This window comes from Nocardia mangyaensis (assembly GCF_001886715.1).
GTDB classification, from domain to species: domain Bacteria; phylum Actinomycetota; class Actinomycetes; order Mycobacteriales; family Mycobacteriaceae; genus Nocardia; species Nocardia mangyaensis.
Genome location: NZ_CP018082.1, coordinates 1,578,292 through 1,604,867 on the forward strand (window position 1 = coordinate 1,578,292; position 26,576 = coordinate 1,604,867).

General features: G+C 68.1%; 25 protein-coding genes. 17 read left to right on the plus strand and 8 right to left on the minus strand.

The genetic code is table 11. The features are described 5' to 3' along the window. Positions 1–77 precede the first annotated feature (77 nt). From dnaJ to BOX37_RS07200, 8 genes are all read left to right on the plus strand, one after another. Complete coding sequence (gene dnaJ / locus BOX37_RS07165) at positions 78–1,232, plus strand: molecular chaperone DnaJ (protein ID WP_071926954.1); 1,155 nt, start codon at positions 78–80, stop codon at positions 1,230–1,232. A 4-nt stretch (positions 1,233–1,236) separates the two neighbouring features. After that, a complete protein-coding gene (locus tag BOX37_RS07170; RefSeq protein ID WP_071926955.1) occupies positions 1,237–1,977 on the plus strand; it encodes a 16S rRNA (uracil(1498)-N(3))-methyltransferase in 741 nt (246 codons plus the stop codon). A 185-nt stretch (positions 1,978–2,162) separates the two neighbouring features. After that, complete coding sequence (locus tag BOX37_RS07175; protein WP_156910708.1) at positions 2,163–3,227, plus strand: PhoH family protein; 1,065 nt, start codon at positions 2,163–2,165, stop codon at positions 3,225–3,227. Positions 3,228–3,320: 93 nt separating this feature from the next. Beyond that, a complete protein-coding gene (ybeY, locus tag BOX37_RS07180; protein WP_071926956.1) occupies positions 3,321–3,875 on the plus strand; it encodes an rRNA maturation RNase YbeY in 555 nt (184 codons plus the stop codon). Continuing rightward, the gene (locus tag BOX37_RS07185) at positions 3,872–5,218 is read left to right on the plus strand and encodes a hemolysin family protein (protein WP_071926957.1); all 1,347 of its coding nucleotides are present in this window, start codon (positions 3,872–3,874) and stop codon (positions 5,216–5,218) included. Before ybeY ends, BOX37_RS07185 begins: the two co-directional genes overlap by 4 nt. After that, positions 5,211–5,546, plus strand: a complete 336-nt coding sequence (locus BOX37_RS07190; RefSeq protein WP_071926958.1) for a cytidine deaminase — start codon at positions 5,211–5,213, stop codon at positions 5,544–5,546. Before BOX37_RS07185 ends, BOX37_RS07190 begins: the two co-directional genes overlap by 8 nt. Continuing rightward, complete coding sequence (gene era / locus BOX37_RS07195; protein ID WP_071926959.1) at positions 5,539–6,456, plus strand: GTPase Era; 918 nt, start codon at positions 5,539–5,541, stop codon at positions 6,454–6,456. Before BOX37_RS07190 ends, era begins: the two co-directional genes overlap by 8 nt. A 94-nt stretch (positions 6,457–6,550) precedes the next feature. Beyond that, positions 6,551–9,391, plus strand: a complete 2,841-nt coding sequence (locus tag BOX37_RS07200) for an ABC transporter substrate-binding protein (RefSeq protein ID WP_071926960.1) — start codon at positions 6,551–6,553, stop codon at positions 9,389–9,391. Between the two features lie 10 nt (positions 9,392–9,401). Here the strand turns inward: BOX37_RS07200 and BOX37_RS07205 are convergent, their stop codons facing one another. Then, positions 9,402–10,829: an amidase gene (locus BOX37_RS07205; protein WP_071926961.1), complete on the minus strand. Its 1,428-nt coding sequence runs from the start codon at positions 10,827–10,829 to the stop codon at positions 9,402–9,404. Between the two features lie 148 nt (positions 10,830–10,977). Here BOX37_RS07205 and BOX37_RS07210 point away from each other — a divergent pair, with 148 nt between their 5' ends. The 5 genes from BOX37_RS07210 to BOX37_RS07230 all read left to right on the plus strand — a co-directional run bounded on the left by BOX37_RS07210 (position 10,978) and on the right by BOX37_RS07230 (position 14,668). After that, a complete protein-coding gene (locus BOX37_RS07210; protein ID WP_071926962.1) occupies positions 10,978–11,844 on the plus strand; it encodes an alpha/beta fold hydrolase in 867 nt (288 codons plus the stop codon). Beyond that, positions 11,831–12,427 carry a TetR/AcrR family transcriptional regulator gene (locus BOX37_RS07215; RefSeq protein ID WP_071926963.1) on the plus strand — a complete coding sequence of 199 codons (597 nt, stop codon included), beginning with the start codon at positions 11,831–11,833 and terminating at the stop codon, positions 12,425–12,427. Before BOX37_RS07210 ends, BOX37_RS07215 begins: the two co-directional genes overlap by 14 nt. Positions 12,428–12,533: 106 nt before the next feature. Next, positions 12,534–13,319 carry a DNA repair protein RecO gene (gene recO / locus BOX37_RS07220; protein ID WP_071926964.1) on the plus strand — a complete coding sequence of 262 codons (786 nt, stop codon included), beginning with the start codon at positions 12,534–12,536 and terminating at the stop codon, positions 13,317–13,319. Between the two features lie 99 nt (positions 13,320–13,418). Further along, complete coding sequence (locus BOX37_RS07225) at positions 13,419–14,240, plus strand: isoprenyl transferase (protein WP_206045779.1); 822 nt, start codon at positions 13,419–13,421, stop codon at positions 14,238–14,240. Between the two features lie 74 nt (positions 14,241–14,314). Continuing rightward, positions 14,315–14,668 (plus strand): YbjN domain-containing protein, encoded by a 354-nt coding sequence (locus tag BOX37_RS07230; RefSeq protein WP_240505385.1) that lies wholly within the window; start codon positions 14,315–14,317, stop codon positions 14,666–14,668. A 14-nt stretch (positions 14,669–14,682) separates the two neighbouring features. Here BOX37_RS07230 and BOX37_RS07235 read toward each other — a convergent pair whose 3' ends face one another. From BOX37_RS07235 to BOX37_RS07255, 5 genes are all read right to left on the minus strand, one after another. Further along, positions 14,683–15,435: an LGFP repeat-containing protein gene (locus BOX37_RS07235; protein ID WP_071926966.1), complete on the minus strand. Its 753-nt coding sequence runs from the start codon at positions 15,433–15,435 to the stop codon at positions 14,683–14,685. 145 nt (positions 15,436–15,580) lie between these two features. Next, positions 15,581–16,696, minus strand: coding sequence for a hypothetical protein (locus tag BOX37_RS36065; RefSeq protein ID WP_156910300.1), 1,116 nt, complete (start codon positions 16,694–16,696; stop codon positions 15,581–15,583). 69 nt (positions 16,697–16,765) lie between these two features. Beyond that, a complete protein-coding gene (locus BOX37_RS33740) occupies positions 16,766–17,065 on the minus strand; it encodes a hypothetical protein (RefSeq protein ID WP_156910301.1) in 300 nt (99 codons plus the stop codon). An 87-nt stretch (positions 17,066–17,152) separates the two neighbouring features. Next, positions 17,153–17,605 (minus strand): Fur family transcriptional regulator, encoded by a 453-nt coding sequence (locus BOX37_RS07250; RefSeq protein WP_071926969.1) that lies wholly within the window; start codon positions 17,603–17,605, stop codon positions 17,153–17,155. Between the two features lie 4 nt (positions 17,606–17,609). Continuing rightward, complete coding sequence (locus tag BOX37_RS07255) at positions 17,610–17,960, minus strand: ArsR/SmtB family transcription factor (RefSeq protein WP_071926970.1); 351 nt, start codon at positions 17,958–17,960, stop codon at positions 17,610–17,612. Positions 17,961–18,149: 189 nt separating this feature from the next. Here BOX37_RS07255 and BOX37_RS07260 point away from each other — a divergent pair, with 189 nt between their 5' ends. Both BOX37_RS07260 and BOX37_RS07265 read left to right on the plus strand, forming a co-directional pair. Beyond that, on the plus strand, positions 18,150–19,550 hold the full coding sequence (locus BOX37_RS07260) for a glycine--tRNA ligase (RefSeq protein ID WP_206045780.1): 1,401 nt from the start codon (positions 18,150–18,152) through the stop codon (positions 19,548–19,550). Positions 19,551–19,755: 205 nt separating this feature from the next. Beyond that, complete coding sequence (locus tag BOX37_RS07265) at positions 19,756–21,027, plus strand: phthiocerol/phthiodiolone dimycocerosyl transferase family protein (protein WP_084759468.1); 1,272 nt, start codon at positions 19,756–19,758, stop codon at positions 21,025–21,027. Between the two features lie 238 nt (positions 21,028–21,265). Here the strand turns inward: BOX37_RS07265 and BOX37_RS07270 are convergent, their stop codons facing one another. Next, the gene (locus tag BOX37_RS07270) at positions 21,266–22,084 is read right to left on the minus strand and encodes a MerR family transcriptional regulator (RefSeq protein WP_071926971.1); all 819 of its coding nucleotides are present in this window, start codon (positions 22,082–22,084) and stop codon (positions 21,266–21,268) included. Between the two features lie 45 nt (positions 22,085–22,129). Next, positions 22,130–24,097, minus strand: a complete 1,968-nt coding sequence (locus BOX37_RS07275) for a TPM domain-containing protein (RefSeq protein ID WP_084759469.1) — start codon at positions 24,095–24,097, stop codon at positions 22,130–22,132. A gap of 115 nt (positions 24,098–24,212) precedes the next feature. On the opposite strand from BOX37_RS07275, the gene BOX37_RS07280 reads away from it, so the two are divergent. Together BOX37_RS07280 and BOX37_RS33745 are read left to right on the plus strand one after the other, a co-directional pair. Beyond that, the gene (locus BOX37_RS07280; protein WP_071926973.1) at positions 24,213–24,890 is read left to right on the plus strand and encodes an MBL fold metallo-hydrolase; all 678 of its coding nucleotides are present in this window, start codon (positions 24,213–24,215) and stop codon (positions 24,888–24,890) included. 456 nt (positions 24,891–25,346) lie between these two features. Further along, the gene (locus BOX37_RS33745; protein ID WP_156910303.1) at positions 25,347–26,453 is read left to right on the plus strand and encodes an LPO_1073/Vpar_1526 family protein; all 1,107 of its coding nucleotides are present in this window, start codon (positions 25,347–25,349) and stop codon (positions 26,451–26,453) included. Positions 26,454–26,576 lie beyond the last annotated feature (123 nt).

Sequence of the window (26,576 nt, forward strand, 5' to 3'; positions counted from 1 at the left end):
GGTAAAGTTGAGTGGATTCGACTGAGGGCGCGAGGCGCTCGGCTGGACCACAGCGACCAAGGACTAGAGAACTCACAGTGGCACGGGATTACTACGGACTGCTCGGCGTCGGCAAGAACGCCACCGACCAGGAGCTGAAGCGCGCTTACCGCAAGCTGGCCCGCGAACTGCACCCCGACGTGAACCCCGACGAGGCGGCGCAGACCAGGTTCAAGGAGGTCTCCACCGCCTACGAGGTACTGACCGATCCGGAGAAGCGCCGGATCGTCGATCTCGGCGGTGACCCGCTCGAAAACGGCGGTGGCGGTGCCGGATTCAACGGCGCCGGCTTCGGCGGACTCGGCGACGTGTTCGAGGCGTTCTTCGGTGGAATGAGTGGCCAGCCAGGCGGAGCGCGCAAGCCGCGCGGTCGTGTGCAGCCCGGCGCCGACTCGCTGATCCGCACCCGGCTGAGCCTGGCCGAATGCGCGGTCGGGGTGACCAAGCACCTCACCGTCGACACCGCGATCCTCTGCGACATCTGCGTGGGCGCGGGCACCAACGGCAATTCCAAGCCGGTGCGCTGTGAGACCTGTGACGGCGCGGGCGAGGTGCAGTCGGTGCAGCGCTCGTTCCTGGGCCAGGTGCTCACTTCGCGCCCCTGCCCGACCTGCCGCGGTGCCGGTGAGACCATCCCCGATCCGTGCCACAAGTGCGGTGGTGACGGCCGCGTGCGCGCGCGCCGCGAGATCGCCGCGCCCATCCCGGCCGGTGTCGCCAACGGCATGCGGGTTCGGCTGGCCGCCCAGGGCGAGGTCGGCCCCGGCGGTGGGCACGCCGGTGACCTCTACGTCGAGGTCGTCGAGCAGCCGCACGACACCTTCGTCCGCGACGGCGACGATCTGCACTGCACCGTCCGGGTCCCGATGGTCGACGCGATCCTCGGCACCACCGTGGTCGTCGACACCATCCTCGACGGGCCGACCGAGCTCAGCATCGCCGCGGGCACCCAGCCCGGCGAGGTCATCCAGCTGCGGGCGCATGGCATGCCCCGGCTGCGTTCGGGCGCGCGTGGGGACCTGCTCGCCCACCTCGACATCGTGGTGCCGACCAAACTCGACGGCAAGCAGACCGACCTGCTGCGAAAGTTCAAGGGCATGCGCGATCGGGACCGTGCCGAGGTGATGTCGGCGCAGTCCGAGCACAACAGCGGCCTGTTCGCCCGGCTGCGCGCCTCCTTCAGCGGACGCTGACCCGGTGGCCGCGACGGTCTTCTATCTCGACGAGGTGCCCGAAACCGGCGCCGTCGCCGTGCTGGACGGTCCCGAGGGCCGCCATGCCGCGACCGTGCGCCGGATCCGGGTCGGCGAGTCGATCACCCTGTCCGACGGGCACGGTGTACTCGCCGATTCGGAGGTCGTCGCGGCGCAGAAGGACCGCCTCGAGCTGGTGGTCCACGATCGCCGCATCGAGGAGCCGGTGTTCCCCCCGGTGACCGTGGTGCAGGCACTGCCCAAGTCGGAGCGCTCCGAGCTGGCGGTCGAACTGATGACCGAGGCCGGCGTCGATCTGATCGTCCCGTGGCAGGCCGCGCGCTGCGTCGCGAACTGGGAAGCCAAAGCCGCCAAGGGCCTCGAGAAGTGGCGTGCCACCGCACGCTCGGCCGCCCGGCAGTCCCGGCGCGCCTACATTCCCGAGGTCGCCGACCTGCATCGCACCCGCGACCTGCTCGACCTGGTGCGCAAGGCCACCGCCGACGGTGTGATCGTCGCCGCGCTGCACGAATCCGGCACCGGCAAGTTCATCGAGTTGCCAGTGGGAGAGGCGGCCGAGGTGATCTTGATCGTCGGCCCGGAGGGTGGCCTCGACGACACCGAAGTGGCCGCGCTGGCCGAGGCTGGTGCGCACATCGTGCTGCTCGGGCCGACCGTTCTGCGGACCTCCACCGCCGCCGCGGTAGCACTCGGCGCGCTCGGCGCGCTCACCGATCGCTGGTAGCCCACCGCCACGATCCTGTGACCTGCGATCACGGTCTGCTGTTCGGCGCCGTTATATCGCTGGGCCGTGTCGGTGCCGCGCGTTAAACTGAGGTCATCGAACAGACAGTCGAGACCGGAAGCAGGCTATAGCCACTTTTGAAGAATCCAGGCGAGATCGGCGACCCCACCAACCCCGTATCAGGCATCGGCGCAGGCGGAACCAACGCGGGTCCCGCGGCGCGAACAGTGCGTTCGAGCATCGAACTCGCCCCGGAGTCTGTTTTCCCCTTCCTCGGCTCGGCCGACCAGAACCTCCGTCAGCTGGAGAAGCTGCTCCCGGCCGACATCCATGTCCGCGGCAACACCGTCACCATCACCGGCAAGGCGGGTGATGTGGCGCTGGCCGAGCGCGTCATCGAGCAGCTCGTGGCGCTGACCGGGCGCAACCGGGTGATCACGCCCGAGGCGGTCCGCCACACCGTCTCCATGCTCACCGACGACGGCGTGTCCGAGTCACCCGCCGAGGTGCTGAGCCTGGACATCCTGTCCCGGCGCGGCAAGACCATCCGGCCCAAGACGCTGAACCAGAAGCGCTACGTCGACGCGATCGATGTCAACACCATCGTGTTCGGTATCGGCCCCGCCGGCACCGGTAAGACCTATCTGGCCATGGCCAAGGCGGTGCAGGCCCTGCAGGCCAAGCAGGTCACCCGCATCATCTTGACCAGGCCGGCGGTCGAGGCGGGTGAGCGGCTCGGCTTCCTGCCGGGCACGCTCAACGACAAGATCGACCCGTATCTGCGTCCGCTCTACGACGCGCTGCACGACATGATGGACCCCGAAGCCATTCCCAAGCTGCTGGCTTCCGGTGTCATCGAGGTCGCGCCGCTGGCGTACATGCGTGGCCGTAGCCTCAACGACTCGTTCATCATTCTCGACGAGGCGCAGAACACCACCGCCGAGCAGATGAAGATGTTCCTGACCCGCCTGGGCTTCGGCTCGAAGATGGTGGTCACCGGTGACATCTCGCAGGTCGACCTGCCGCACGGGCAGCGCTCGGGTCTGCGGGCGGCCGCGGAGATCCTGACCGATATCGACGACATCCACTTCTCGGAGCTCACCAGCGCCGACGTGGTGCGGCACCGGTTGGTCTCCGACATCGTCGACGCCTACGACCGTTTCGAGTCCGAGACCCGGCCGGTGCCGGGCCCGCACTATCCGGGTAATCGTGCGCAACGCCGGGCCGCCGGTCGCGCCGAGCGCCGGTAGCCCACGCAGCGTTCGATCCCGGCCGGCGCCGGACGTTCGCGGCCCCGGCGGGCCGCGAACGGCGCTGGTCGGGGACGAACGTACCCTGAACGGGTGAGCATCGAGATCGCCAACGAATCGGGCATGGACGTTCCCGAAGAAGACCTGGTCAGCGTGGCACGTTTCGTGATCGGCCGGATGGACGTGCACCCGGCCGCCGAACTGTCCATGGTGCTCGTCGATCTCGACACCATGGCCGACCTGCACGTGCGCTGGATGGACCTGCCCGGCCCCACCGACGTGATGTCGTTCCCGATGGACGAGCTCGAGCCGGGTGGCCGCCCCGACAGCCCGGAGCCCGGCCCCTCGATGCTCGGTGACATCGTGCTGTGCCCGGAGTTCGCGATGGGTCAGGCGCAGAAGGCCGACCACTCGCTCGACCACGAGCTGGCCCTGCTCACCGTGCACGGCGTGCTCCACCTGCTCGGCTACGACCATGCCGAGCCGGAGGAGGAGAAGGAGATGTTCGCGCTGCAGGCCCAGCTGCTCGAGGAGTGGTACGTGAACCTGCGCGAGGAACAGCGCCGTGTCGAACTGGCCGAGCGCGACGCGCGACTGCTCGGCAAGGCCGGCTTCACCGCCCCGGGTGACGCGTTGGGCCCGGCGTGACCTCACTGACCCTGATCGCGCTCGCGATCGTGCTGATCGGAATCGGTGGCGTGTTCGCCGGGGTGGACTCGGCGCTGAACACGGTCTCGCGGGCGCGCCTCGACGACATGGTCCGCGAGGACCGTTCCGGCGCGGTGCGGCTGCGCAAGATCGTCGACGACCGCCCGCGGTACGTGAATCTCATGGTGCTGCTGCGCGTTCTGTGCGAGATCACCGCGACCGTGCTGTTGGCCGCCGCGACCCTCGACCTGTGGAACGAGCGCACCGCCCTGGTCGTCACCGCCGCGCTGATGGTGGTGGTGTCCTACGTCGTGATCGGCGTCGGCCCTCGTACCCTCGGTCGCCAGCACGCCTACTCGATCGCGCTGGCCGCCGCCGTGCCGGTGCAGCTCATCGGCGCGGTACTCGGCCCGGTGAGCAGGCTGCTGATCCTGCTCGGCAACGCCATCACCCCCGGCCGGGGATTCCGCAACGGCCCGTTCGCCTCCGAGATCGAACTGCGCGAGGTGGTCGACATGGCCCGCGAACGCGGTGTCGTCGCCGATGACGAACGCCGGATGATCCAGTCCGTCTTCGAACTCGGCGACACCGCCGCCCGTGCCGTGATGGTCCCGCGCACCGAGATGGTGTGGATCGAGGGCGACAAGACCGCCGCGCAGGCGATGTCGCTGGCCGTGCGCTCCGGACACTCCCGGATCCCGGTGATCGGCGAGAACGTCGACGATGTGCTCGGCGTGGTCTACCTCAAAGACCTGGTGCCCTATGCCGATCGCAGCCGCAAGGTGTCCGTGCGCGAGGTGATGCGGCCCGCGGTGTTCATCCCCGATTCCAAGCCGCTGGACGCCCTGCTCGACGAGATGCAGCGGCGCCGCAACCACATGGCGCTGCTGGTCGACGAGTACGGCGGCATCGCCGGTCTGGTGACCATCGAGGACGTGCTCGAGGAGATCGTCGGCGAGATCGCCGACGAATACGACACCGACGAGACCCCGCCGGTGGAGGAACTGGGCGACGGTCGCTACCGGGTCTCGTCGCGGGTGTCGGTGGAGGATCTCGGCGAGCTGTTCGGACTCGACATCGAGGACCCCGACGTCGACACGGTGGGCGGTCTGCTGGCCCACGAACTCGGCCGCGTGCCGCTGCCCGGCTCGAAGGTGACCGTCCACGGGCTGGTTCTGCGTGGCGAGGGCGGCGCCGATGCGCGTGGCCGCATGCGGGTGAACACCGTGCTGGTGCGTCAGGCGGCCGACAAGGACAAGAAGAAGACCGGCAAGCAGCTACGCACCGACGCCGATCTGGTGACTGCGAACGGTCCCGACGACAACGGAGAAGCCGATGAGTGAACTGGACGCCGAGGACAACAAACTGCTGGTCCTGGCGCGGGGCGCGCTGGCCCGCACCGGCGGCGCGAGCGGCGCCGCGGTACGGGACACCGATGGCCGCACCTACGCCGCGGGCGAGGTCGCGCTGACCGCGCTCCCGCTGACCGCGCTGCAGGCCGCCGTGGCCGCCGCGATCTCCAGTGGGGCAGAGGGTTTCGAGGCGGCGGTCGTCGTCGCCGGTGCTCCCGACGACGCCGGGATCGAGGCGGTGTGGGAGGTCTCGCCCTCGGCCGCGGTGATCCGCACCGATCGCAGCGGCGCGGTGCTGAACGAGGTGCACGGTGGCTGATCACGGTAAGGGCGCCGAATTCCGCTCCGGCTTCGTCTGTTTCGTCGGCCGCCCCAACACCGGCAAGTCGACGCTGACCAATGCCCTGGTCGGCTCCAAGATCGCGATCACCTCTTCGCGCCCGCAGACCACCCGCCACACCATCCGGGGCATCGTGCACCGCGACCACACCCAGCTGATCCTGGTCGACACCCCCGGCCTACATCGTCCGCGCACCTTGCTCGGCCAGCGCCTCAACGACCTCGTGCGCGACACCTACTCCGAGGTCGACGTGATCGCCCTGTGCATCCCGGCCGACGAGAAGATCGGCCCCGGCGACCGCTGGATCGTCGAGCAGATCAAGCTGATGGCGCCCAAGACGAAGGTGCTCGGCGTGGTCACCAAGATCGACAAGGTGGGCCGGGACGAGATCGCCCACCAGCTGATGGCGCTGTCGAAGTTGCTCGGCCCCGACTCCGAAGTCGTTCCCGTCTCGGCCGTGAAGGGCGAACAGGTCGAGGTGCTCGTCGACGTGATCGCCTCGCTGATGCCCGAGGGTCCGGCGTTCTACCCCGACGGGGAGATCACCGACGAGCCCGAGGAAACCCTGATGGCCGAGCTGATCCGCGAGGCCGCGCTCGAGGGCGTGCGTGACGAACTGCCGCACTCGCTGGCTGTGGTGATCGAGGAGATCGAGCCGTACGAGGCCAACGAGGACATGCTCGAGGTGCACGCCCTGCTCTATGTCGAGCGGCCCAGCCAGAAGGCGATCATCATCGGCAAGAACGGTGCCCGCCTCAAGGAGGTCGGCACCAACGCCCGCAAACAGATCGAGCACATCCTCGGCACCCGGATCTACCTGAACCTGCACGTGAAGGTCGCCAAGGATTGGCAGCGCGACCCGAAACAGCTGGGGAAGCTGGGCTTCTGACCGTTTGACCGTCGGTCGTTCGGGGTATCGTTCGGCGAACACATCGGCTCGGCCGGCGTGTTCGCTGATCGTTTTTCCGGGGGAGGCCGCCGACATGTCCGAGAGCAATGATGTCGGCAAGCTGCTGGAGTTGCTGCGGGCGCTGGAGATTCCCGACACCAAGCCGCGCGTCCTGCGCGCACTGCTGCGTCGACGGCGCACCCTGCCGCGGCCGATCGTCGAGATCGTCGGCGTGCAAGGCCACACCGCGCTGGTCACCGATCTCTACAGCTGGCTGGGCGAATCCGGCGGCAGGCGCGCGACACCGCGCGCCAAGATCGACCTGCGATCGCCGGACCTGCCGCCCACCGCGCTCACCGCTGACCTCAATGCCTTCAACGCGGGACCACACGCCAACGACCAGGAGATCCCTGGACACTGCCTGCCGATCATCCAGCACCTGGTGGCAGGTTTCGCCGCCGACGACACCGCGATGGGCGCGATCAAGTTCCCGCGCTACCGCACCGCCGACTGGCTGACCAGGCAGCGCGTCACCAGCGACGAGTCCGAGGCGCCCGACGAATTGCGCCGCCGGTTGCCGAAGCTGCTGCGCAGCGGCACGCCCGCCAGTCACTCCGACACCGCCGAAGGCATTGCGGGCGACACGATCTCGCGAGTCGTGTTCGGCGTGCTCGCGCTGTGGCCGGTGCTGCGGTTGTGGCTGTGGGTCTCCGGGCGCATTCCCGGCATGTCGAAGGTGACCAGATGGTTCCTGCGCCAGCGCTACCTCGCACCCGAATTGTCCGACAGTTTCCTGGGTTTCGCGTCTCGGCTGACCGCCTCGCACCGGGTCGACGAGAACGAGGAGCAGATCGCCAAGCTCCTGATACACGCCTTCCTCGAAGACCTGCGTGACGCCTATCGCCGCCGGATCTGGCGACCGTCGAGCTGGCGGCGCACCGCCTACCCGGTGGCGCTGTGGGGCGGCCTCGCCGAGGGCAGTGACGGCGCGCGCATCCTCACCTGGATCAACGAGATCCGCAACGAGACCGGGCTGTTCGATCCGCTGGTCGTGCTGGCCTTCCGCGAGCAGGGCCCACAGCGTGAGGTCGGCGAGCTCTCACAGATCAGCGACCTGCGCTCGCTGCGCACCCTGGAGAGCCTGGCCGACGCGCCGACCCAGCAGCCGCCCGACCCGCTGCAGACCTGGGTGCGCGAGATCGACAACCGGCGTACCCATCGCCAGGCCGACGCCTGGTTCCTGCCCCTGCGCGCGCTGTTGCCGGCCGACACCCCACCGGGTGTCGGCGATCCCCGCTTCCGGGGGATGGCCCTGCCGCCCGCACCACCGCTGGCGGCGCGCAGCTGGTTCGTCGGCTTGTGCGTGCTGATTCCGATCGCCGTGGCCGTCGCCGCCACGCTGGTGTACTTCCCGCCGTTGCGTGGTGTCGCGTGCGCGCACTGGCCGTGGACCGACGGCGTCTCGGTGAGCCTGCGCGACGGTGAATGCGTCGGCTACAGCGACAACGCCAGGCAGACCTTCACCGACGATCCCGAGCTGTCGACCATGCAGCGAGAAGTGTTCCGGCTCAACGCGGCCGCTGCACGGGCACGCGAGCACAATCCGAACCGCCCGCTGGTCTCGCTGGTGTATTTCGCCGGTCTGAGCTATCTCGACACCAATGTGCGCTACCCGCACGCCCAGGTCGAGGAGCTCGCCGGGCTCGCGGTGCAGCAGCGCCGGGCGCTGCTGGCCTTCGACGAGTCGGAACCGTTGTTGCGCGTCATCGTCGCCAACGGTGGCTCGGACATGCGTCACGCCCGCTGGGTGGTGGACAATCCGTTGCGCTCGCTGGTCGCCGACGATCCCAGCGTGCTCGGTGTCGTCGGCATCGACCGCAGCAACGACCAGACCCGCCGGGCGATCACCCGGCTCGGTGAACTCGGTGTGCCCGCGGTGGCCACGACCCTGTCCGCCGACGGTCTCGACCAGGCTTCACCGCTGTATTTCCAAGCGGCGCCGAGCAATACGGTGCAGGCGCGTCTGGTCGCCGACTATGTCCAGGGCGCGCGGGAATCGAATGGCGCGCCCCGCTACGACGAGGTCGTGATCTATCACCCGGAGACCGAGGGCGACCTGTATGTGACGACCCTGGTCGAGGATCTGCGGGCCGAATTGACCGACCGCGGTGTCGTCCAGCGCAGTCTGAGCTGGCGTGAACAGCAGGAGCTCTACCGCTTCCCCGCCCCGTGCGAGACCGAAGGTTTCGACCGCCGCACACTGCTGTTCTTCGCCGGTCGCAATGACGACTTCCCGACTTTCGCCAAGTCGGTCAGCCGCGGCTGCCTCAGTGGCGCAGGCCCGGCGATCCTCGGCAACGACGCGGTCACCCGGCTGATCACCGACCAGCGCGCGACCGCCGCGCTGCCCGCCAACCTGACCGTGCGCTATGTCGCGAAGGCGGCGCCGGTGATGCTCGGCGGCGCCGACTGTGTCCGCGGCATCGGCAGACTCGGCGACCAGCCGGTGCCCTTCGAACACGAACAGCTCTGCGCCGAACTGGCCGGACTGATCGAGGATCTGCGCGGCTATCCCGAACTCACCGACTATCGCCCGAGCTGGGCCGGCGATCGTACCGGCCTCGCCTTCGACGTGAGCGGGCTGTTCCTCCAGGCCGTGCGCAGCAGCCGGGGCGTGCTCGGCGACCTGCCACCGAATCGGACCGCGATCGCGGTCCAATTGCGCGAGAGCGACTATCGTGGCGTCACCGGCATGCTCGGCTTCTCGACCAGTCGTGTCGCCGACGGCTCTTCGATCGCGGTGCTGGTCACCACCGCCGTCGGTTCGGCGGGTCCACAGCGCTGCCTGCTGATGTTTCCCCGCCAGTCCGGTCAGGACGGGTGTCCGGCCGGTACCAAGAGCGATATCGAGCTCTGGGCCGAACCGGGCCGATAGTGGGTGTGACTCACCACCACGGGGTCGGCCGGTCGCGCTCCCAGTGTCGTGCCGATTCCAGCTGAGCGGCCAGTGAGATCAACATCGGTTCGGTGTTGGCGGTGCCCATCAGCTGGGCGCCGATCGGCAGACCGGCCCCGGTGAACCCGGCGGGGACGTTCACGCTCGGCCAGCCGAGTACGTTCCAGGGCCAGGTGTAGGGGCAGGCGCCGGTGATCAGGTTGTTGGTGGCGCCGACGCCGATGCCGTCGATTTCCTCGGCGATCGGCGGGGGAGTGGCGGTGGTCGGGGCGAGCACCAGGTCGTAGTCGTCGAAGAACGAGCCGATGCGCCGGTGCAGCAACGGTTCCGCGCGACGGGCGGCGGCCAGGACGGGCCCGCCGAGGACACGGCCGAGACGAGAGTTGGCGGTGGTTCGCGGGTCGACGACCGCCTCCGGCATCGCGCGGTGCACGAGGTGGATCCCGGCCATCGAGCGCGGCAGGAACGAGGCGCCGATCATGAGCCCGTAGTGCAGGTCGGCGACCGTGACGGTGTGCCCGAGCCCGCGTAGCGTCGTCGCCAGCGCGTGCACCGCCGCCGCGATCTCCGGGTCGAGGGCGGTCTTGGTCGCGGTGAACGGAATACGCAGGGAGAGCGCGATTCTGAGCTTGCCCGGATCGCGGCCCACGGCGGCACTCGCGTCGATCGGAGCAGGGGTGTGCAGGTCACCGCTGTGCGGTCCGGCGGCGACGTCGAGCAGCAGGGCCGCGTCGCGCACGGTGCGCGCGAGCGGTCCGTTGACCGTGAGCCCGTAGAACGCCTCGGCGTGCGGCCAGGTGGAGATGCGCCCGCGTTGCGGCTTGATCCCCACCAGGTTGTTCCAGGAGGCGGGGATGCGCACCGAGCCCGCACCGTCGGAACCCAGTGCGGCAGGCACCAGTCCGGCCGCGACCGCCGCCGCCGACCCGCCTGACGAACCGCCGGGCGTGCGGCGGCGATCCCACGGATTGCGGGCGTGTCCGAAGGCGTCGCCGCTGGTGAAGGGCAGCTGGCCGAGCTCGCAGGTATTGGCCTTGCCCACGATCACCGCACCGGCGGCACGCAGCCTGCGCACCGATTCCGCGTCCTCGGTCTTGGGGCCGAACTCGCCGCCGCAGCCGAATGCGGTGATCTCACCGGCGATGTCGGTGTCGTCCTTGACCGCGATCGGTACGCCCAGCAGTGGAAGCCGGGTACCGGCGGCCAATTGGGCGTCGGCCTCGGCGGCTTCCCGGAGCGCGGCCTCGCGGCGGACGACGCGGAAGGCGTTGAGGGTCGGTTGGGACGCCTCGATCCGGTCGAGCGCCTCGGTCACGGCGGTGACCGAGCTGAAGCGGCCCTCGGCGATCGCCGAGGACATTTCGGTGAGGCCGAGCTCGGCCGAAGGCTTCGGCGCGATCCGGTCGGGTGCGGACATGTGAGCTCCGTCTCTGCAGGTACGTGGCTCGACCGTAGCGCGGGAGTTGGTCACACGTCCACATACCCTAGGTGGATACTCGCCGTAGACATACATACCGAATGTATGTAACAGTGAACGGGTCAGCATTCGACCAGGGGAGGACCCCATGGGAATCAGCACAGCACTCGGGCCGGCGCACGAGATCGCCCTGTCGTCCGGCCACATCCGCTACCACGACACCGGCATCGGATCGCCGATCGTGTTCGTGCACGGCCTGCTCGTCAACGCCGATCTCTGGCGTGAGGTCGTCCCCGGCCTCGCCGCCGCCGGACACCGATGCCTCACGCCCGACTGGCCGCTCGGCGCGCACTCGATCCCGCTGCCCGACGCCGACCTCACTCCCACCGGCCTCGCCGACCTCATCGCCGAGTTCCTCGACGCGCTCGATCTCACCGACGTCACCGTCGTCGCCAACGACACCGGCGGCGCGCTCACCCAGATCCTGATGACCCGCCACCCGGAACGGATCGGCCGCGTCGTCCTGGCCGCCGTCGACTGCTACGAAACCTTCCCGCCGCGGCCCTTCACCGCGCTGCTGAAGGTCGCGAAGCTGCCCGGCGCGATCGCCGGGCTGCTCGCCCCGCTGCGGTGGCGGTTCCTGCAGCGCTTGCCGCTCGCCTTCGGCCTGGTGACCAAACATCACCTGCCGACCGAGATCGCGGAGTCCTATCTGCGGCCCGCACAGCGCAGCGCCGCGATCCGCGCCGACCTACGCCGCTTCGCCGCGGGTGTGGACATCCGATACACGATGGCCGCCGCCGAGCGCTTCGCCGAGGTCGACCTGCCGGTGCTGGTGATCTGGTCGACCGAGGACAAACTGTTCCCGATGACGCTGGCCCAGCGGCTGGTCGCCGACCTGCCGCGGGCGAGTCTGCGCACCGTCGACGATTCCTACACCTTCGTGCCCGAAGACCAGCCGGAGTTGCTCGCGGAACTGATCGTGGAGTTCACTCGGCTGCATGCAGCGCCGTAGTCAGGAGGATCGCTCCCGCAGTACCAGGGCCGCGCTCGAGCGGGCAGGTCGTGACCTGTTCGCCGAGCGCGGCTTCGCGAACACCTCCGCCGAGCAGTTGGTCTCGGCCGCCGGCGTCACCCGCGGCGCGCTGCATCACCACTACGGCGACAAGCGCGGCCTGTTTCTCGCCGTGCTCGAACAGGTGGAGACCGAGGCCACCGCCGAGATCGCGCGCGCGGTCGCCGCGGTCGACCCCGATGATGTCCTCGCGGGCATGACCGCCGGACTCACCTGCTTCCTCGACATCTGCGCCCGCCCGGAAATGCTGCGCATCGTCCTGATGGATGCCCCGACCGTGCTCGGCTGGCCCGCCTTCCGCGAATTCGAGTCCCGCCACGGCCTCGGCCTGATCACCGGCGAACTGCAACGCGCCACCGACGCCGGACTGGTCGCCGCCGCCCCGGTCCCGGTGCTGGCGCAACTGTTGCTCAGCGCCATCACCGAAGCCTCGCTCATCGTCGCCCACTCCGCCGACCCGGCCACCGCGCGCGTGGAGACCCAGCAGTCCCTGCTGCTGCTGATCACCGGCCTGCTCCGGTAGATCCGACCTGCGGCGTGCGCGTCACCGCGGTGTGCCGGGCGATCGCAGCCGCCACCGCGCCCGTGTCCGTGACCGCGCTGTCGGGCCGACGTGGAAGACTGGGCGCGTGCGGTTGTATCGGGACGAGGCGGTGGTGGTCCGTCAGCACAAGCTGGGCGAGGCCGATCGCATCGTCACGCTGCTGACCAGGCAACACGGGCTGGTCCGCGCGGTCGCCAAGGGGGTGCGGCGCACCAAGTCCAGGTTCGGGGCGCGGCTCGAGCCGTTCGCCTACATCGACGTGCAACTGCATCCAGGCCGGACACTCGACGTGGTCACCCAGGTCACCACGGTTGAGGCGTTCGCCGCCGACATCATCGACGACTACGGCCGCTACACCACGGCCTGCGCGATTCTCGAGACCGCCGAGCGCCTCGCGGGTGAGGAACGCGCCCCCGCGCCGAAACTGCACTCGCTCACCGCGAGCGCCCTGCGCGCCATCGCCGCCAAGCAGCGACCGCACGAACTGATCCTCGACGCCTACCTGCTGCGCGCCATGGGGTTCGCCGGGTGGGCGCCCGCCCTGGACGAATGCGCCCGCTGCGCCACCCCCGGCCCGCACCGCGCCTTCCATGTGGCGGCGGGCGGTGCGGTCTGCGTGCACTGTCGCCCGCCGGGGTCGAGTACCCCGGCCGCGGGGGTGCTCGATCTGCTCGTCGCCCTGTTGAAGGGGGAGTGGGCCTACATCGACGGCGTTCCCGGCAACGTCCGCCGTCAGGCCAGTGGCCTGATCGCCGCCCACCTGCAATGGCATCTGGAACGTCAGCTGCGCACCCTGCCGTTGATCGAGCGCACCGCCGAAACCGCCACCGTGAATCGGGTCGACACCGCTGTCGTCGACCGGGTCGGCTGACCGTCGCGTCCTGGTTCACCCGGCTGTCGCGCCGACCGAACGCGGTCGCGACCGGTACACGGCGGAGCCCGTGCGGACCGCACCCGGCGATCAGGCAGGATGGAGCCCGTGATCCTGCGTCGTGACTCTTCCACCGCGAGCAAGCCGGGTGACGGCACCCGCACCGTGCGCCCGCCGTCCCCGCATCCCTCCGGCGCGCGTCCGCCCGCGATCCCCCCGGAACTGGTCCCCAGCCACGTCGCGCTGGTGATGGACGGCAACGGTCGCTGGGCCCAGGAACGCGGTCTGCCGCGCACCGCCGGACATGAACGCGGCGAGGCCGTGCTCATGGACTCCGTCGAGGGCTGTATCGAGATCGGCGTCAAGTGGTTGTCGGCCTACGCCTTCTCCACCGAGAACTGGCGACGCAGCCCCGACGAGGTCCGCTTCCTGATGGGCTTCAACCGCGACGTGATCCGCCGCCGCCGCGACGAGATGCACGAGATGGGCGTGCGCGTGCGCTGGGCCGGGCGCCGACCGCGCCTGTGGCGCAGCGTGATCAAGGAACTCGAGGTCGCCGAAGAACTCACCCGCGACAACGACGTGATGACGCTGACCATGTGCGTCAACTACGGCGGTCGTGCCGAGATCGCCGACGCCGCACGCGAAATCGCGCGCCGGGTGGCGGCGGGTGAGATCGACCCGGAGAAGGTCGACGAGGCCACCGTCGCCCGCTATCTCGACGAACCCGACATGCCCGATGTCGACCTGTTCCTGCGGCCGTCGGGCGAGTTTCGCAGCTCGAACTTCCTCATCTGGCAGTCGGCCTACGCCGAATTCGTCTATCAGGACACGCTTTTCCCCGATTTCGATCGGCGTAATCTGTGGGACGCGTGCCTGGAATACGCCAAGCGCGATCGCCGCTTCGGTGGCGCCAAATGAGCGACGGAGCCGACATGGACTCAGTGGTCACCCCGGAACTCGACCTGCAGGCGCGCTCCGGTGCCTGCCTGCAGATGCAGGACATCGACATCCGGGTCGACGCCGACGGCTCGCTCGGTTTCGAATACGACGGCGCCTTGTGCTCGATCCGCGCCGTCACCCTCGCACCCGGCCTCACCGTGCTGTCCTTGACCAGCGTGCTGGCCTGGGATCGACCGTTGAAACCGCAACTGCACAAGCGAGTCGCCGAGCGTAACAACGAGATCCAGTTCGGCTCGGTCACCCTGATCGCGCGCGGCAAACTGGGCGACGTCATCCTGCGCTACACCTTCCCCGCCGAAGGCCTCGACGATCAGGCCCTCACTACGATGCTGCTGCTGGCGCTGTCCGGCGCGAGCAGGGCCAGGCAGGGCTTGCTCGCGTCCTGACCCGCCCCGGAGAGTCAGCTCGCCGGTTTCCAGGTGATCTTGCCGCCCTGGAAATCCTGGGCCTTGCCGCCCTGGTAGTCGTACTCGTCGCTGGTCGGGTAGCCGTAGCGGCCGGTCTCGCCGCCCGCGCGGATCCAGTCGGCCTGGATGCTGCCCCACACCGCGTGCGCGCCGGTCTTCGGCGACCAGTAGATGGCGCCGGTCGGGAACATGCTGTACTGCCCGTCGCCCTTGCCTGCCGCGGACACGTCGGTGAGCGGGAAGCCCAGCGGGCTCGACTCCCAGCCGAGTTCGCCCCACTTGTCCCGGATTGGACCGCTGATCTGGTGCGCGCCGGTGCCGACGGACCAGTAGATCGAGCCATGCTGGAAATGATTGAACCGTCCGGTGCCCGCCGGAGTCGACTGCTCGCGGGTGGTCGGATAGCCCAGCTTGCCCGACTCGTTGCCCAGACCGGCGAACTTGTCGCGGATCTGCCCGGCGACGGTGTTGGCGTTGGTGTCGGGATGCCAGTAGATGGCGGCGTTGTTGGCGAAGGTCTGGTACTTGCCACCGGCGGCCGCGTCGGCCTCGGGGGAGGTGGGCTCTCCGAGCGCGGGGCCGCCCGCCTGGTCGTATTCGACCTCGATGGCGCCGCCGACGTCGAAGCCGCCGATCATCCGCGCCTGCGCGGAGCCGGCCAGCGCGGCGGGCAGCGCGGCCGCGACGGTCGCGGTCGCCAGCACGGCGAGACCGCGTGAGCGGAGGGTTCGGCGGTGAAGAGCCACAGGAAACTCCCTGGTCGGGTCAGTGTTCGACTATTGTTGGGGCCCGATCCCCGCGGGGGCCGCGTCCGAACCTACCCGGTGCGCGCCGGTCGTAACAGTGACCTTCCTAACGTTCACCCCCTGGCGCGGGCCGCGGCGTGACGTGTCATTCCGCCGCGCACGGTGACGTCGAGCCAATCGCGAACCGGCGCTGCGCCGGGTCGGCCCCGTAGAAGAGGGCGGCGCTCACGGTGAAGCCGCGCGGATCGGTGTAGGACCGGTTCTCCGGCTGGTCGCCGGGGATCGGATCGGGGTCGCGCACGAAGCCGCGGGTGGTCATCGCCGCGAGGTTCGCCAGCACGCGGTCGATGAACTCCGGCGACGGATTGATCTGTGTCCGTTCGTAGATCGGCGTCCACGGCGGCCCGACCGCGCGCAGCGAGTTCGGATCGGTGCGGCGGCCGTGGGTCAGATCGACCGCATCGACGGGCACGGAAACCGGCTCCGGCCAGACGAGTTCGAAATTTCCCGCCACCAGCCGGCTCGCCTCGGTGACGGTGAGCCCGGGTTTGTCGGTGATGCGCGGATCGGCATAGGGATCGACGTCGAACAGCGCCCCCGCCGAGGCGGCCTTGCCCGCGTCGAACGCCTCCTTGGCGCCGTTGCCGTTGTCGCCGAGCCCGACATCGATCCAGCGGCTCTCGATGCCTCGCTCGACATATCCGGTGACCTCACCGCCCGCGATCACCCCGACGATATTGGCGAAGGCGGTCGATTTCGGGTCGTCCCAGTACTTCCCGTGCCCGTCCGGTCCGAACACCACCTCGCCCGGCCGATGTCCACTGGTCGCGGTGCCGTAGAAGCCGGTGTCGAGGCGGGTCACGCCGGGTACCTCGTCCGGGTCGCCGCCGAGTTCGGCCGAGGCGTGCGGATTGCCGGGGATCCGGACCCCGCCCGGAATCGACAGTCCGGCTTCCGGATACGACTGGACGACGCCGATCGGGTCGCCAGGCGCGGTCATCGAGTAGCGCTGGACGGCGGGATTCGGATTGTTCCAGCCGGTGTCGAACACCCCGGTGCCCGTTCCCGGCACGTACACCCCGACTCCCGCTGCGCCCGAATTCATCGCACCGAGCAGCTCGACCATCCGCCGTTGCCCTCGGTGCCGAACATGACGAACTTGCGCTCGACCATGTCCTGGTACGGCGTTGCGCGCGCCGGTCGCGGCCGGTGCGGTGCCGAGTTCGCCCACCCCGGCGGGGTTCGGGATCGGGGCCAGCATGGCCTCGAGCTGCTGGCTGACAGTGACTCACCGAGCCGAGCGCCGAAGAGAGTGTCGAGGCGTTCGATCTCATCCAACCCGCCGTGCAGGTTGAGCTGGAAAACCTCCTGTGTACTGGACCAGAAGAACCGCGCGCTCGGTGCGGTAGCACTCGACGGCGGGGTGACCCATTCCGATCCCGAGAAGACGGGCGAGGCCGCGCTGGGCCGGATCGGTGAGTGCGCGCACGGCGGCGAGTACCTCGCTGCCGTCGCCGGTCGCCTCGGACATCGTCGACCAGGCCAGCCCGCCGACCTCGTCCCCCGCCTGGCGCCACATCCTGGCCATGACCGTCAACTGCTCGGGCTCGACACCCAGCGTCGCACTCACGAATTCCCCTTCTTCGCTGCCGAGGTCCTCTTCGTGAAGGTTGGACGGGGCAGGCGAAGCGAGATTTCCGCTCTGTGATGTGAGTCGCTATCGAACCGGGGCGGGCACGTCCTCCGACGACTCGGTGCGGGCGTGCGCGCAGTCACGGCAGGTGCCGAAGATCTCGAGGGTGTGACTCACCTCGGTGAAGCCGTATTCGCCCGCGATGGACTCGGCCCACGCCTCGACTGTGGGGCCTTCGACCTCGACGGTGCGACCACAGTGCCGGCAGACCAGGTGGTGGTGGTGGCCGCTCGAACACTGCCGGTAGACCGATTCGCCGGAGTCGGTGCGCAAGACGTCGACCATGCCCGCGTCGACCAGCGACTGCAGCGTGCGATACACGGTGGTCAGGCCGATGCCCTCGCCGCGTTTGCGCAGTTCGTCGTGTAGTTCCTGAGCCGAGCGGAACTCGTCGATATCGCCGAGCAGGGCCGAGATCGCACTGCGCTGGCGGGTGCTCCGCACGCCGACCTGCTTGCCGGAGAAATTGTCAGTCAACGGTTTACCCTTCTTCGGCGTGGGCGACGGCATCGACGACGATGTGCGCCAGATGGTCGTCGACGAGTTCGTAGAGGACCTCGCGGCCCGAACGTTCGCCATGGACGACCCCCGCCGATTTGAGAATGCGCAGGTGCTGGCTCACCAGCGGCTGGGTGACCCCGAGCGCGTCGACCAGCTCGTGCACGCAGCGCGGCGACTCGCGCAATTGCAGCACGATCGCGATCCGCACCGGCGCGGCCAGGGCCCGCAACAGCTCACCCGCGTCCTCGAGCACCTGGCGTGCGGGCACGGCGGCGGGGGCGGGGGAGTGGTACGGATTGTGTGAGTGCGCGGGCGCGGCCTCGGTGGTCATGAGCCAACTCCTTAATGGAAACAGATTCCATTTTGATATGCAAGGGTGCGCATGTCAAATGACGCGCCGGGCGGGAGACGGTCGGCTGCTGCAATCTCGCTGGACACCTCCCGATACGCTGGACCCGATACGTACGGTATGTCGATCCGGAGCACCGGGCGGGATACCGGCAATTCCGACTCGCAGTGGATGGAGAAATCTCGCGTGGCACCCAAGTCGAAGGTGGACACCGTTGCCAACCTCGCCAAGCGCCGGGGTCTGGTCTACCCGTGCGGTGAGATCTACGGAGGCACCAAGTCGGCGTGGGACTACGGTCCGCTGGGCGTCGAGCTGAAGGAGAACATCAAGCGGCAGTGGTGGCGCACCATGGTCACCAGCCGTGAGGATGTCGTCGGCCTGGACTCCTCGGTGATCCTGCCGCGTCAGGTCTGGGAGGCCTCCGGCCACGTCGAGACCTTCTCCGATCCGCTGGTCGAATCGCTGCACACCCACAAGCGCTACCGCGCCGATCATCTCCTGGAGGCCTACGAGGAGAAGCACGGCCGCCCGCCCGCCAACGGCCTGGCCGACATCAACGATCCCGAGACCGGCCAGCCCGGCAAGTGGACCGAGCCGAAGAACTTCTCCGGCCTGCTCAAGACCTTCCTCGGCCCGGTCGACGACGAAGAGGGCCTGCACTACCTGCGCCCCGAGACCGCACAGGGCATCTTCGTCAACTACAAGAACGTCGAGACCACCGCGCGCAAGAAGCCGCCGTTCGGTATCGCCCAGATCGGCAAGAGCTTCCGCAACGAGATCACGCCGGGCAACTTCATCTTCCGCACGCGGGAGTTCGAGCAGATGGAGATGGAGTTCTTCGTCAAGCCCGGCGAGGACGCCGAGTGGCACAAGTACTGGATCGACACCCGCCTGGCCTGGTACACCGACCTCGGCATCGATCCCGAGAACCTGCGCCTGTTCGAGCACCCGCAGGAAAAGCTGTCGCACTACTCGGCGGGCACCACCGACATCGAGTACCGCTTCCGGTTCCAGGGCAGCGAATGGGGCGAGCTCGAAGGCATCGCCAATCGCACCGACTACGACCTGAAGACGCACTCGAAGCATTCCGGCACCGACCTGAGCTTCTTCGATCAGGCCTCGGGTGAGCGCTACGTCCCCTACGTCATCGAGCCCGCGGCCGGCCTGACCCGTTCGCTGATGGCGTTCCTGGTCGACGCCTACGCCGAGGACGAGGCCCCCAACGCCAAGGGCGGCGTCGACGTGCGTACGGTCCTTCGCCTCGATCGTCGCCTCGCGCCGGTCAAGGCCGCGGTCCTGCCACTGTCGCGCAATGCCGACCTGACCCCCAAGGCCAAGGACCTCGCCGCCCAGCTTCGCCGCAACTGGAACATCGACTTCGACGACGCGGGCGCCATCGGCCGCCGCTACCGTCGCCAGGACGAGATCGGCACCCCGTTCTGCATCACCGTCGACTTCGACACCATCGACGACCAGGCCGTGACGGTCCGCGAACGCGACTCGATGGCTCAGGAACGCATCGCCCTCGACCAGGTCGAGTCCTACCTCGCCACCCGCCTCCTCGGAGCGTAGGAACCACACCCGAGAAGCCCGCACCCCACCAGGTGCGGGCTTCTCGCGTTGGACGGTTGATCACCAGGCTCTGGTGTGAGTATCGGCCGAGTAGCGAACGCCACCAAAGCCTGTTGATCTTGATCGACGGGGTCCGGGGTACAGGTGATCACAGGGCGTACCTGACGGTTTGCGTCGGGGAGGTGTGTGCCTCACTCTTTCCGTTGTGCTGTGGGAACCGGAAGACGTCGTGCGGGTGCTGGCTCCGTCGGAGCAGCGATTCGTGCGGCACGCAACCTTCACCGGACGCTCGGTGACGGTGCGCGGTGAACTCGACGCGGCAGCGCTCGGGGCGGCGTTCGCGGCGTTGCAGCGAGCCTTTCCGATTCTGGTGTGCCGGATCGTCGAGGACGCCGAGGGTAACGGAATCCTGTTGCGCCCCGGTCACATCGAGCCCGTGGGCGCGTGGGTGAGTTTCGACGACCCCGACGAGGTCAGGATCCCGGCCGAATCCATGGCGCCCAACGCGCAGCTCGGCTACCTGGACGTGGTTCTCGCCGAAGAGGATCGGGCGCGGGTCACGTTGTTCGTGCACCACAGCATCGCCGACGCCGCGCACTGCGTGGAACTGCTCGCCCGGCTGTGGGGCTACTACACCGACCACGTGGAGACCGGGACCATCGCGGCGGGTGCGCGGGCGTACCCGGAGTCGTTGGAAGCGTTGCTGGCCCGGCGCGGGGTCGTCCGCGGGCCGCGTTCGGGACTGGAGTCGGTGACCCGTCCGCTGGTCGTCGCCGACGAGACACCGGTCGCCGAACCGGGCGAACCGGCTCCACCCGCGCTGGCTCGACCCGACCGGATCCGGCTCGACCCGACCGAGACCGCGCGTGTGGTCGAGCAGGCGCGCACGCACGCGGTGAGCGTCAACGGGCTGGTCACCGCCGCGGTGCTGCGAGCCCTCGTCACGCTGACCGGCGCCGACCGGGTCGGCTGTGTCTACCCGGTCGACCTGCGCAGGCGTCTGGACCCGCCGGTCGCGGCGGAAGCAGGCACCAACCTCATCGGTCTCGCCGCCTTCACCGCGGACCGCGCCGACACCGAAAACCTCGTCGGCCTGGCCCGCAAGATCGGCACCAGCCTGCACGACGACCTCACCACCGGCGTCATCGAACAGTCCGCCCTGCATTTCCCGGACATCTTCGGCCCCAACCGAATCCACTCCACCGCGGGTCACATCGCCCTCACCAACACCGGCACCGTCCCTGCCTTCCGCGCCCCGACCGGCGTGCTTCTCGACGACTACGAGATCGTCTACCTCGCCGCCCATCCCCGCCCGTCGGCAGGCGCCTCCGCTGCGGTCACCATCCTCGTCTACACCTACTGGGGGACACTCACGCTGGCCCGGCTGGGGGGCGGCAGTCGAACCACCGACCTGCTGTCCGCGATCGCTGCCGAACTCGACTGGCAGCGCACAGATCACGAGGTCGCGACCGCTTGACGGATGTCGGCGTCGCCCGATGGTGGCGTTCGGTGCCAACGGCCGGATTCCCGTCGCGCTACGGCACCACTCGGGGTGGCCCCGTGGGTGCGCCGCGGTGAGCTCCACGCCGCCTCAGCACGGGGTCCGTGAGCATCGATCGCGGCGAGCGTCGGCGCTCACGGACGAACTCCATCACCGTGCGGGCGCACGACCGCAGAGTCCAGGTCGTGCGCCCGACTTGTCCGCCCGGTGCCGGTCACCTCGGGGCGAGGGGCTCCTGAAGCTCGGTGACCCATCCGTCGGGGTCGGGCGTCCACTCCAGGGTGACCTCGCGGACCGGGGCGCCGGTGCGATATCCGTTGTCCTCCACCCAGCGGCCCAGCGCCTGCCACGCCGCACCGATCTCGGCGACGCTGCCGTGATGGACGGTGGTCGCCACTTTCTCCAGCGCGGGCAGGTCGACGATCGAGAACTCCGGCGCCGCATCAGGTTCCGCCTTCACCGGGACGCACGCGTGGACCTCCACCGATCCGTCCTCGCGTGGCTCGTAGTAGGCGGTTCCGGGCCCGACGATCGCGATTCCGGCTTGCTCGAGTCGTGAGAACAGCCCTTCGAACAGCGGCCGGATCACCGGGCTGATCGCCGAGGGTTCGAACCCCGCTGCCACCCCGGTCGATTCGGCCACTCTGACCGCGGGCAGCGACTTGATCACGACATCCTGATCGGGCATGACGCCCTCCTTTTCTATGATGCGGAGTCTCGCCTCGACCTCGGTCAACCGCGCACGGTCGTCCGCGATGCGCTGTTCCAGCTCGGCCCGGCGCAACGCGAGCATGCCGCGCAGGGCGACCACATCGGGCCCTGGTTCGAGCATCCGGCCCACCTGTTCCAAGGTGAACCCGAGCTCTTTGAGCGCGACGATCCGGTTGAGCCGGGCCAGCTGTGCCGCGGTGTAGAACCGGTAGCCGGTGGCCGGGTCGACCCGGGCCGGGTGCAGCAGCCCCACCGCGTCGTAGTGACGCAGCATGCGTACCGACACCTGACCGTGTCTGGCGAAATCTCCGATACTGAACATGACGCCCTCCGGTGTACGGCCTCACACGGTGTGAGGGTCAAGCGCTCAGAAGCGACCACCCCGGCTGACCCGCCGCGATCCCGATGACCCGCCGAAGGAGCCCGCCCGGTAACCACCCCCACCACTGCTGCGCCGAGATCCACCGCTCATCGAACCGCGCAGGAAACTGTCGAGCAGAATACCGCCGAGCACCGCGCCGGTCTGGGCATTGCCCGCGACCGGCCGCCGCTGCTGGCTCTCCCACGCCCGCACACTCGCCTGCGCCTGCTGCATCGCCCGCCCGCCGAGATCAGCGGCGGTCTGCGCGCCGCTGAGCGCACGCTGCGGATCGGCGCCGCCGAGTCCGCGCGCCTCGTCGAGATGGCGCTGTGCTTCCGAGAGCCGGGTACGCGCCTCGGCGTCGACCCCACCGCGGCGGGTGCTGATGAACGACGACGCCGCGTCGATCCGCCCGGCCGCGTCGGTGAGCGTGCGATCGAGTCGGCGCCGCAGATCCTCGACCGCGAGTTTGCGATCCGAGGCCGCCGCGATCGCCCGATCGAGATCGGCATCGGCGTTGACCGCCTCATGGAAGGCGCCCAGCGGATCGGTCTCGGCCGCGGCGGACGCCGAGTTCACGGCGTCGGTGGCCGTGGTGACGGCCGCGCTGAGCTCGGGCCCGCCGAATTCGGTGAGGCCGGCGGCGACGCCGAGGTCGGAGCGCAGTTCCTCGATGGCGGCGGGCAGTCCGTCTCGGGCCTGCTGAATATTGGTCGCGGCCTGGTCGACCGCGTCGAGCAGGGCGCGGGCCTGACCGATCGCGCCCTCGGCCGCGCGGATGGCCGCCACCGCACCGCCTTGCCGCCCGACCGGCTGGGTGAGCGCGGCCCGCGCGGTGTCGATATTGCTCTCGGCGAAGCTGATTCGTTCGCGCGCCATCTGCACGTTGTCGCGCACCGGGGCGATGACCGACGTCGGATAGGCCGAACTCAGCCGCGCCAGTTCGGCCTCGGAGGCCGGCGTGCGCGCGGTCAGCTCGACGACGGCCTGGGTGAGCCCGTTCAGCCGGGCGGGCGCGTCGATGAGCAGATCGCGCATGGCGTCGAAATCGGCCACCTGCGAATCGAGTTCGCGATCGGCCTTGCCCGCGGTGGTGATCAGATCGAGCAGCATGGCCCGCTGCTGGTCGGGGGTTTCGGGGATGTCGTCGTCGAGTTGCTGACGAATCGTGAACGCCTTGGCGGTGGCCGCACGGGCGGCGTCGAGGGCGGTGCGGAACGGGGTCACCGCGGTCTCCCCGAATTCGCCGGTGGCCAAGGCCAATTCCTCGGTGCTGGTGCGCACGGCGTCATCGATCTCGACGAGGCGCTCGCGCGAGAGCTCGTGCAGGGTCGGCAGCGAGAGCGCGGCCAGCGCCGCCGAATCGGTCGGATCGATCTCGCGCGCGCTGATCAGCTCGGCGCGCTCCCGACCACGGCGGCGACGGCGGGAGAACAGGATCAGCCCGCCCGCCACCACGACGACCGCCAGCGCGAGCAGCGCCAACACCCCGAGCGACACCCCGCCACCGCGGATCGCCGCGCCGAGGCCCTCGGCGGTCTCGACCCCGGCCTGCGCCCACTGCTCGTCCCGCAGTGCGGGTTCCACCTCGCGGGCCAGCAGCGAATCCAGCTCTGCCTCGCTGACCTCCGTCGGCAGCTCGCCGTGCAGCCAGTAGCCGCGATCCTCCACCGCCACCACGAGCAGCAGATCGCGGTCGCTGAAGCCGGAGAGGTCGGCGGTGCGGGCGGCCCAGTCGCGCGGCGCCATCCCGTCGAAGTCACGCACGTAGTTGACCCACAGTTTCACCTGGTGGTCGCGGTAGAGCGCATCGACAGCCTCGGTCACCCTGGCCTCGTCGGCGCCGCTGAGCACGTCCGCGGAGTCGACCACCTGCGGACCCATCCGCGCGGGCGGTTCGGCCGCGGCGCCCGGCGCGCACAGCAGACTCAGTGCGGCGAAAACGATGCCGATCAGACCAGCCAGTGCGCGCACCGGAACTGATCGTCGGGCCGGACTCTTCCTCGACTGCGGCATGGGTCGAATCTAATGGGCGCACGGGCCGTACGGCGAGTCCGCGAGTGTCGGCGCCTGCTCCTACGATCGGCGCATGGTCTCAGTCGATCGCCGCTACACCGGTCACCTCACCCCCGGCACGGGCGCGCAGCAGCGCGACGTCCCCGGCGCCCGCATCACCAAGATGTCGGTCGGCCCGATGGACAACAACACCTACCTGGTGCAGAGCACCGCCACCGGCGCCACGGTCCTGATCGACGCCGCCAACGACGCCGCCCGCATCCTCGAACTGACCACCCAGGAAACCCCCGGCCAGGTCGAACTGATCGTCACCACTCACCAGCACCCCGACCACTGGCAGGCCCTGACCGAGGTCACGAAGTCACTCGGCGTCCCCACCGCGGCCCACCCCCTGGACGCGGACCCCCTCCCGGTCACCCCCGACCGCCTCCTCACCGACGGCGACACGATCGACGTCGGCGACCTCACCCTCGAAGTCATCCACCTGCGCGGCCACACCCCCGGCTCCCTCGCGCTGGCCCTCACCGACACCACCGGCCACACCCACCTCTTCACCGGTGACTCGCTATTTCCGGGGGGTCTTGGGCGGACAACAAATCCGAGCGACTTCGGAACCCTGTTCGGCGACGTGACCAGCAAGATCTTTGACCGCTACCCGGATGACACGTTGGTCTACCCCGGCCACGGCGACGACACAACTCTAGGCGCAGAGCGTCCACATCTCGCGGAGTGGAGTGATCGAGGATGGTGATCAGGTCGAGTTCCGCAGCGGATTACGGTATAGGGCGCGTATCCCAAAGTAGCGATGGGGCCGCGAAGTCGCTCCAAGCCAGTGCTGTCCGCTGCGCCGAGCGATTCGAGAGGAGCGACTTGCGGTGGGCTCTTAAGCTTCGCAACTCCGTTAGTTGAGTGGTCAGGGCCGGAAGTTGCTCGTTGATCGGATGTGCGCGGATTGAGAGGTGTTTGTCGTCGAAAGCGGGGCCGTCCAGGGTAGGCTTTGTGGGCGACGTCACTTGAATGATTCGGAGGCATGGGGTGGATTGGTTTTTCGATGGTATTGGAACTTTCCTTGTTGGGCTCCTTGTCGGAGGCGGCACTGCTGGCGTGACCGGTTATCGGATAGGCATCCGAACCGTCCGGCAAAGCCAAAAGGCCCGGGATAATGCGAACCAGAACATGACTGGCGGTGGAAATATTAGTTCTCGCGATGCTTAGCAAGGGTAGTCAAAAGGCGGGTGACAATTCAAACCAGGTATACATTGAGAATCAGACTGTCGGAATAACGGAGTCTCGCGCAACGGAAATCGCTCGCATTCAGGCGGAAATCGCTATCCGGGAGAAGTTCACGGCCGAAGCTGAGGTGAAGGCGAGTAGTCGGATTCAACATGCTGACCGTAAAATAATAGCGAAACTGACCGCGCTGGAGCTATTGGACATATTTGGCGAGCCGTCCTTTCTCTCGGCATTTCAAAAGGCGCAGATAAGCGCGGCGCAGTCCGATCGTGAAACTGACTATGACGTGCTTGCCAACCTCCTTGTCGAGCGTGCTGTTAGCAATGCAAATGTCGCCAAAGCTGCTGTAGTTCGCGCCATCGAGGTTGTCGATCTGGTAGATGATGAAGCCCTAGCTGGGCTAACTGCTCTTTGGTTTGTCGGAACAACGACGGCAAACGCGTCTACCCCGGAAGTTGCGCTGGAAACGCTTGAGGCTTCTTATGCAAGCATTCTGTCAGGCAGCTTACCGGTCGGCACCTGGTGGATCGACCACCTGTCGGCATTAAACCTCGTACGTGTAGACCGAACTCTGCGGTTCAAGAGCTACATCGACTTATTTCTCAAGGATCGTCCTGCTTGGGCCTGCGTTGGATTGACAAGCGACGAAGTTGTCGAGCATTCGGATCGACTCAAATCTCTGATCGGCATGGGTGTGGATCCAAGTATATTTATATCCCACCCCTATAACGAAGAGCGATTCGTATTTGTTTTTAACTCTAAATCGGACGCCGTTGAAGCTATTCGTGGATATTTTGAAGGTGTCGGCAAGTCACTTGACGGGGTGGACTGGCCTGCGGTCGGTGAATTCTTCGAGTTCTTGGATAAAGTTGACGATTCCTGTGTTGAAAATCTGAAGAATTATATCCGAGAAAATTATCCAAATGTTGCTCGTGTAATGGCATGGTGGGGTTCCTTCGGTCAGTATGCCGATACGACTCATATCGGCGCGGCCCTTGCCTTCACGAACGCGAAACGATTTGACGATTTGAAGGGCTTGAGTTCGCTTGAGGATATGTTGATTTCATACGGGATGGGCTAATCTTTTTGCTGGCTTCAGGGGTTTTCGACTATCGGAAGGTAATTGAACTCAACTATGCTCATCCTTTGTTCGCGGGTGTAGCCTGGTTGCCCTCAACTTGGGCACAAGAATATGATCGTGTGG